This window comes from Schlesneria sp., from assembly GCF_036405755.1.
Classification (GTDB): Bacteria; Planctomycetota; Planctomycetia; order Planctomycetales; family Planctomycetaceae; genus Schlesneria; species Schlesneria sphaerica.
In genome coordinates this window covers 1-7699 of record NZ_DASWWZ010000502.1, presented here as the reverse complement: position 1 = coordinate 7699, position 7699 = coordinate 1, and the positions used below count along the sequence as shown (strand labels likewise).

General features: G+C 55.6%; 6 protein-coding genes. 4 read left to right on the top strand and 2 right to left on the bottom strand.

Features of this window, described 5'->3' with window-relative positions:
- On the top strand, nt 1-625 hold a 625-nt coding region (locus tag VGE80_RS17025; protein ID WP_440593502.1), incomplete at its 5' end, for a serine hydrolase domain-containing protein.
- Between the two features lie 7 nt (nt 626-632).
- Here VGE80_RS17025 and rsmB read toward each other — a convergent pair.
- Nucleotides 633-2033, bottom strand: coding sequence for a 16S rRNA (cytosine(967)-C(5))-methyltransferase RsmB (gene rsmB, locus VGE80_RS17020; RefSeq protein ID WP_440593501.1), 1401 nt, complete (start codon nt 2031-2033; stop codon nt 633-635).
- Between the two features lie 371 nt (nt 2034-2404).
- Between rsmB and VGE80_RS17015 the strand changes: the two genes are divergently transcribed.
- Both VGE80_RS17015 and VGE80_RS17010 read left to right on the top strand, forming a co-directional pair.
- Nucleotides 2405-2674 carry a hypothetical protein gene (locus tag VGE80_RS17015; protein ID WP_373651079.1) on the top strand — a complete coding sequence of 90 codons (270 nt, stop codon included), beginning with the start codon at nt 2405-2407 and terminating at the stop codon, nt 2672-2674.
- Between the two features lie 13 nt (nt 2675-2687).
- The gene (locus VGE80_RS17010; protein WP_440593500.1) at nt 2688-4349 is read left to right on the top strand and encodes a formylmethanofuran dehydrogenase subunit A; all 1662 of its coding nucleotides are present in this window, start codon (nt 2688-2690) and stop codon (nt 4347-4349) included.
- Between the two features lie 87 nt (nt 4350-4436).
- Here the strand turns inward: VGE80_RS17010 and VGE80_RS17005 are convergent, their stop codons facing one another.
- On the bottom strand, nt 4437-5888 hold the full coding sequence (locus tag VGE80_RS17005) for a hypothetical protein (protein WP_440593499.1): 1452 nt from the start codon (nt 5886-5888) through the stop codon (nt 4437-4439).
- A 298-nt stretch (nt 5889-6186) separates the two neighbouring features.
- Here VGE80_RS17005 and VGE80_RS17000 point away from each other — a divergent pair, with 298 nt between their 5' ends.
- On the top strand, nt 6187-7608 hold the full coding sequence (locus VGE80_RS17000; protein ID WP_397570936.1) for a hypothetical protein: 1422 nt from the start codon (nt 6187-6189) through the stop codon (nt 7606-7608).
- The last annotated feature ends 91 nt before the right edge of the window (nt 7609-7699 follow it).

Genomic DNA, 7699 nt, shown 5'->3' with positions numbered 1-7699 from the left:
CAATGCGGGCATCGACGTTCTCGGCCGTATCGTGGAGGTTGTGTCCGGTGTCTCGTTTGAAACATTCCTCGAGAACCGTTTGTTTCAGCCGCTGGGGATGCGGGACACGACGTTCTATCCCAGTGACGAACAGCTTCAGCGACTGGCAGCTCTCTACGACATGAAGAACGGAGAACTGTCGCACGCCGGATATCAATTGGTCGGGCCGTCCAGGAATGCTCGCCACCCGATTCCTGCAGGGGGGCTGTTTTCGACAGCTCAAGATCTCGGAAAACTCTACCGCATGATGTTGACGCGTGGCGCGATTGGCGAGCTTCGACTGCTCTCGGAACAGAGCGTCGCAGCGATGACCAGCAATCAAGTCGGAGATTTGCCCGCCGGCTTCACGTCCGGAGTCGGGATGGGTTTCGGATGGCAGGTGACCCGTCGACCGGAAGGGGTGCACGAGATGATGTCTGCCGGAACCTACGGGCACGGAGGGGCCTTTGGAACACAAGCATGGATCGATCCGGTAAAGGATGTCTTTGTCATCCTGCTGATACAACGCTCGGGACTGCCAAACGCCGACGCGTCTGAAATGCGTGCAGAACTGCAGACGGTGGCAGTCGAAGCGTTGGCAAAGTGAAGCCAGTTCAGTCCTTGATCAGCAGCGCCTGATAAGCTCCGTCGCCAGGTTCGCCGGGAAGAAACTGCTGTTCTTCCGCGAGCCTGACGTTCGGAAAATACGTCAGGATCTTGCGCACGATTTCCTGATTCTCATTTGGCTCGATGCTGCACGTGGAGTAGACCAGCCGACCCTGCGGAGCGAGTCGCTCAAGCGATTTTCCCAGCAGATTTTCCTGAATTCCTTTCAGCGACTCGATCCCGTCAGGGGTAATTCGCCAACGGGCCTCCGGCCGTTTTCCGAGCACTCCCGTATTCGAACAGGGGACGTCAACCAGAATGGCGTGGAAGGGACCTTGAGGCAGACGGTACCCTTCTTCATCGACCAGTTGCGTCCGAATGATCTCGGCTCCCAGTCGCCGCGCGTTATCGTTGACGATTTCCAGCCGGTCCGAACGGATATCCGTCGCCAGAATCTCGCCCTGATTCTGCATGATGGCAGCGAGGTGGCAGGTTTTACCGCCAGGAGCCGCGCAGACATCCCACACACGCTGCCCCGGTTGTGGAGCGAGTCGCGCTGCGGCATGGCCGGCAGAAAAGTCTTGAACGAAGAATAGCCCCTCCGCATAGCCGGGAAGTTGATCGACGCGGGACACCCCTTCCACAACCATGGTATCTGAGTCACTTTGGGGTTCGATGGCGATTCCCGCCTCTCGGAAGATCCTCAGGACATCGGCGGGATTGGATCGCAGCGTATTCGTCCGAATCGTCAGCGGAGGAGACGTATTGAACCACTGACACAGGCGCAACAATTGTTCGGAGGTAAACCGTTTTACCCAACGCTCTGTAAGCCACAGAGGCATGCTGTAGGCGCTGGCCAGGTAGGCGGGAAAATCGGACTTCGGATCGAAGAAGACGGGCTTCGTCAGTTTGCGATGCCGGCCATCACTCAGTGGAACGGCCGCATCGGAGGGTTCTGTCGTATATTGAGTCGTCGTGAGACGCGTGGCCCCGCGTAGTACTCCGTTAACAAAGCCACTCCAGCGCATTCTCCCGGCACGCTTACAGAGTTCGACGGTCTCGTGAACGGCGGCATGAGGCGGAATGCCGTCGAGAAACAGAATCTGATAAACACCCAGCCGCAGAATGGTCCAAAGCGATATCTCGACCTGGTCAGCCGGTCGGGCGATCAGAGTCTTGAGAATCGCGTCCAGCGTCGCCTGTCGACGAACCACACCGCAGGCGAGTTCCGTCGCAAGTCCACGTTCTTTCGCGGGCAGTCCGGATTCCCGGAAGACACGGTCGAGCAGATCACTGACCCACATTCCGGTAGCGCGATGCTCTTCCAGAACCCTCAGTGCAGCTTCACGTGAAGAGCGAATCGAAAGAGACAAAGGTTCATCAGAGATCGGTTCGGTGGGCTTTGGCATTCTTCTTCCATTAGAGATACAGCGAATCACACATGGCTGTGGTTCGTTCGGGCCCGTAATTCGTGGCCCGCCACAGTTCGCTGCGACTTCCGCGAAGCATGACGACCTTTTCCGAAAAATAAAGCCTCGGGATCTTGAGGTCGCAAAATATGATAGACGCGACAGACACCCTGAGAACCATGAATTTTGCATGTTTCTCAGATGTTGACAGGGCGATGAGATGATCAGCGGGATGATTTATTGGCAGGAATCCCGCTGAATCACGGATACTGAATGCCAATTTGGCTGTTTCGATGGTATAATGAGTTTCACGACTGCGCTCGCAAGAGCCGCAACGGATTGGACCGAAAACGATTTGCGAAAGGAAACCTATGGCAAAGCAATGGTTAAAGCGATTGACCGTAGAGCAGGCGGAAGCGGACAATTCTGGCGAAGGCGGCGATAACGTCGTTCCATTTGGCGTGAAGAACTCGGAATGGGTCAGACTGGTCTCGAAGATTCGGGACGGCGATCAGCTTTACGCTTACAGAGAATCTCCTCCTCGACATAGTCGCGCCTTCAAGCATGCCATCCCTTCAGAGGGTGTTGCACTTGTTCGTGATGGTGATGTAGTAGCCCAGGTGGCAACTCGAGGACGATGAGAATCGGCTGGATATGTCCATCCTTCTGCTCCGTAACGGAAGAGTCTACGACCCGGCCAATGGCATCAATGGTGTCCAAAAGGACCTTTGGATTGTCGACGGACGTATCGCGTCGGCACCTGCCGATCCGGCGTTTCGAGCGGACCGTGTGATCGATGCCACCGGGCTTGTTGTCATGCCTGGTGGTGTTGACATGCACTGTCACATTGCGGGTCCCAAAGTCAACGCAGCACGGAAGATGCTGCCCGAAGACCGTCGCCAGGCGGATCACATGGTACGGTCGAACCTCACACGTTCGGGAACCATTGGAAGTGTCCCCAGTACGTTCGCGACCGGGTACCTTTACGCGGGACTGGGATACACGACAGCGTTCGACGCAGCAATCCCTCCGCTGACAGCACGTCACGCGCATGAAGAATTTGTCGACACTCCGATGATCGACAAAGGGTTTCTTGTTCTCGCAGGAAACAACCACTTTGTCATGCGACAACTCCAGCGTGCCGAACCTCAACTGGTTCAGGCGTATCTGGGCTGGTTGCTGCACGCGACCAAAGGTTACGGAATCAAGGTTGTGAACCCGGGCGGGGTCGAGAACTGGAAGAACCGGGCCAACGGAAACGTGAAGACACTCGACGATCCTGTCGAAGGTTTCGGGATCAGCCCGCGAGATATTTTACGCGGTGTCGCCTCGGCTGTTGACGGCCTCAGGCTGCCGCACTCGGTCCACATTCATGGGAACAATCTGGGACTTCCCGGGAACTGGACGACGACACTCGACACGATGAAGGCGTTGGAGGGTCATCGCGGTCACCTCACGCATATTCAATTTCATAGCTATGGTGGTGATCCGGACGACCAGTCGACGTTCCGGTCTGAAGTCCCGCAACTTGCTGAGTATGTCAACCAGCATCCGAATTTGACGATCGATGTCGGACAAGTCATGTTTGGCCATACCGTCTCGATGACGGGCGATGGTCCACTCGGCCACTACCTCCATCGCGTCATCGGTGGCAAATGGTTCAGCGGTGACATCGAGCAGGAAGCAGGCTGCGGCATCGTTCCGATCGTCTACAAAGAAAAAAGTTTCGTCCACGCCCTCCAATGGGCAGTCGGTCTTGAATGGTACCTTCTGGTGGAGGACCCCTGGCGGGTCGCCATGAGTACAGATCACCCGAATGGAGCATCATTCCTCGCCTATCCTCAAATTATCGCCTTGCTGATGGACCGGAACCGGCGCGAAGAGGCAATTTCTCGATTGCCTGCCCGGTTGCGAGAGAAAACGGTGCTTGCAGATCTTCACCGCGAGTACACACTCGAAGAGATTGCCATTATCACCCGTGCTGGCCCGGCGCGCATGCTCGGACTTACCCGGAAAGGGCATCTGGGTCCGGGAGCGGATGCGGACATCACGGTGTACACTCCCGATCCAGACATCGAACGGATGTTTGAACTGCCACGTTATGTGATCAAGTCCGGGAGAATGCTGATCGAGCAGGGGGAAATCCGAGAAACCCTCGAAGGGATCACACTCCAGACGGCACCCGACTACGACGCGGATGTCATTCCGTCAATTCGTGAGTGGTTCAACTCCAGTTACACGATGCAGTTCAATAACTACAGCATCGCCGAGCACGAATTCGCTCCTACGCAAGTTCAAGAAGGCAAGCCAGCTTAACTTCGCTGCTGGCCTGCCTCCTGAAGCTGACGGGAATTCCGACGAGAACCGCGTACCGTGGAACGATCGGTCGACCTGCCATGGCAATTAGAATTCGAGATGGTACTTTTCTGTCATCGCACGCCTGACAGCAACCAGTCCATCTTCAATCTGCTTCCACTCTGAGAACCGGACACTTTTTGCGGCCTGATTGGCTTCGGCATCGATCACTCCCGGGGACGTGGCGCCGCTGTAATACGAGTTCCAGCCCGAGTTGTATGGCCCGACATTTCCGTAATAGGCGCGCGAGGCGTAAGAAGAATATGTCTGTTCTTTACGGGTCCCCGCGTTGATCTTCTGCATCCGGTCTGACTGCCCCTGATAGCGGAGTGAACTGCTGACTCGCGCCCCGAAGTCGAGCAGCGCAGGATCGACGTTCAGTTTTGGCAGGTCGTCGATCTTGCGACCGTATCGTTCAAAGTACACCGCGTGGTTGTGTTTCTCTTTATTCAAAGTCGCTCGCAGGTCATCAAGGAGAACACGAATCGAGTTGCAGTATTTGAGAGACGATTTGGGTTGAAGACCTTCTGGCGTGGTGCTGGTCACCTGACTACTCGCGGAAATTGCATGAGTAATCGAAGGAGGTTCCAGCAACGAGATGACCTGTCGGGCACTCCCAGGAGAGAACGTGCCGGTCCCTTTTACCTGCTTACCCGCAACAGTCCACTTCCAGCCTTGAACGTCATCTGACGATGCTCCGACGCGACTCAAGATTTCGGCAATCAGGTCGTCCAGGAATGGCTTTAAAGGTGCGGCATCCCGGTCGAAATCGACAGTTGCGGTACCTGTTCGACCTGTGTCCACTGTGAGCCGGATTGTAATTCCCTTTGCCGACGCCAGCACCTGAGCCACATTCTTTGCCGCGGACTCGGAGCCGATCCAACTGTAAGACTTGAGGGTCTCAGCAACTTCCGATTCGGAAAAGTTTTCCTGGAGATCAATCGCCAGGACGAACTGAGATTCTCCTGACCCTTGCAACGCGGACGTCAGATAAGGGGACAGTTTCTGTTTGCCACTGGGTCCCTGCTTCAGCCAGCGGGTTATGAATTGGCGACTTGCACACGTCGTCGCCAGCCAGAGACCATCGCCGGTGTCGACAACGTAGCCATCGGCTCCAAATTGGGCCATCTTCTTTCCGGCGACATCTTCGATCTCACCCGGCAGCCACATCGACAACTTGTCGAGCGTCAGCGTCTCCTCGGGGACGATAATCGAATACTTCTTGATTGCGGTAAGAGTGTCAGACAGGTCCAGTTCCGAACCCACGATAATCTGCTTGGTACCCGGCGGAACCAGTGATTCCTGCTGGATAAACGATTCTGTCGCCTGTTTCAGCCAACCCTCTTTTTTGGCGAGCGACGATTTGTAGACGTCCCCCACGTTGATTTTCGCCACGGCATTCACGTCCGCCGGCAACCAGTCGAGGGGATCTGCAGCCGCCGAGAAGTTCGTAACTATTCCGACACAACCGAGCAACCCTACCCAGGTCTTGAACCACATGGAATGATCTTCTTAAAAGGCAAAATGTACACTTGGACAAGACTACACTGAGTGGGATTCTGTCATGTCGATTTCAGATTTTCAATCGGATTGCTCTACCACCAAAAACCTCGCAGAGGACCAATTCATTTCGACACACTGATGGAAGGGAATTGGAACAGGAGCGGGACTGGAACGCATACGGAATCGCGGGCGCGATGATCCCATTTTCACAGCGGTCTCGTTAAAAGAATGAGTGTTCACGGTCTCGCTGACAGGACGATTGCGACAGAGCATCACTACTCTGAGAGGATCCCAAATGCTCATGCTGTGCGCGCTGTTATTGGCCTCGTCCCCGATCGATGTGGCGGGAGCTAAGCAGTTATTTCTCGACAGACGTTTCATCGCCGAAAGTGAACGAGTCACACTCCAGACAAACCCGGCCCAGAAAGTGGGGATGATTCTGGATGGAGAGGGGAAACCGATTCAGGGGCATATCAGCCGCGTGATCGATGACCAGGGAACAGTGAAGCTGTACCTCGGGGCCGACAGCGTCGACATCTACGAAAGCGCGGATGGGCTTCACTTCAAAGCGGCGGGCAGTCGCCTGTCGGGAGGCCACTTCACTACGATTTTTCTGGATGAGCATACGCCGGATGCGACGCAGCGATACAAACTGTTTCACCTCGAGTTTTCGCCCCCCTTTGATCCGCAGAGACACGGGGTCTTCGCCAGCTACTCCGATGACGGAATTCACTTTACAAAAGCGGGGCGCGTGCTCCCCTTTTTCACAGACAACCCGACGATCGTGCAATGGGACCCGCAAATCGGCCGGTACGTAATCTACACGCGCGCGTTCGATTACAGTTCCGAAAATCAACGAAGAATCGGCCGAATCGAACTTGACGACCCATTGCAACCGTGGCCCTACAAGAAGTCGGCCAATGATCGAATGTTTCTGGGAATCGACAATGTCGACGTCGTACTGTCCGCTGATGAAGAAGACGATCCGCACTCTGACATCTACTACAATGCAGCGATGATCTACCCATGGGCGGCCGACACCCACTTGATGTTCACATCCCAGTTCCGTCACTTTTCGCCGCAGAGGAATCCGTTCATTCGTCCTCGAGTCCCCGGGCAGTGGGAAGATTTCGGCATGCTGGAAGTGCAACTGGCCGTGAGTCGCGATGGCCGGACATGGAGTCGCCCCACTCGCGATGCCTATTTTCCTACCGGACTTCCCGATGAATGGGATCGCTGGTACTCCGTTATGGCTCCAGGAATCATCCGAAGAGGAAACTATCTTTACCAGTACTACTACTCCAGCGGCCAGCTGCATGACTCTGTCGCGTTACGCCCTGAATATGAGGAGACAGCAAAGCAAAAGGGCGGAGTGGGAATCGTGCGTCAGAGACTGGATGGCTTCGTCTCTGCTGACTGCGATCACAAAGGGGGATCACTCCGCACTCCCGTGTTGGTCTTCCGCGGAAACACGCTACGTCTGAACATCGACACAGGGGCGATGGGTACGGCCTTCGTCGAACTTCAGGATGAGCAGGGAGTTCCCATCCCCGGGTTCACCCTGGCTGAATGCGAAGAAATCGGCGGCAACTTCATCGACCAACGCGTTTACTGGAGAGGTAGCCCAGACGTCTCATCCCTGGCAACGAAGCCCATCCGGATGAAAGTCGTGATGAAGCGGGCGAAGTTCTACTCCTTTCAGTTCACTGACGGCTGAGTCCGCTGGGCCTAAGGCCCACGTCTTCGACGCGGCGGTTCCCTCTGGAAGAGCGATCAGAGAATTGGAAGTGACGTTTTTTGCACGGTGC

What these genes read in the sequence shown, in the direction of transcription:
- VGE80_RS17015 (WP_373651079.1), top strand. Translation starts at nt 2,405, where the DNA reads ATGGCAAAGCAATGGTTAAAGCGATTGACCGTAGAGCAGGCGGAAGCG.
- VGE80_RS17000 (WP_397570936.1), top strand. Translation starts at nt 6,187, where the DNA reads ATGCTCATGCTGTGCGCGCTGTTATTGGCCTCGTCCCCGATCGATGTG.
- rsmB (WP_440593501.1), bottom strand. Translation starts at nt 2,033, where the DNA reads ATGCCAAAGCCCACCGAACCGATCTCTGATGAACCTTTGTCTCTTTCG.
- VGE80_RS17005 (WP_440593499.1), bottom strand. Translation starts at nt 5,888, where the DNA reads ATGTGGTTCAAGACCTGGGTAGGGTTGCTCGGTTGTGTCGGAATAGTT.
- VGE80_RS17010 (WP_440593500.1), top strand. Translation starts at nt 2,688, where the DNA reads ATGTCCATCCTTCTGCTCCGTAACGGAAGAGTCTACGACCCGGCCAAT.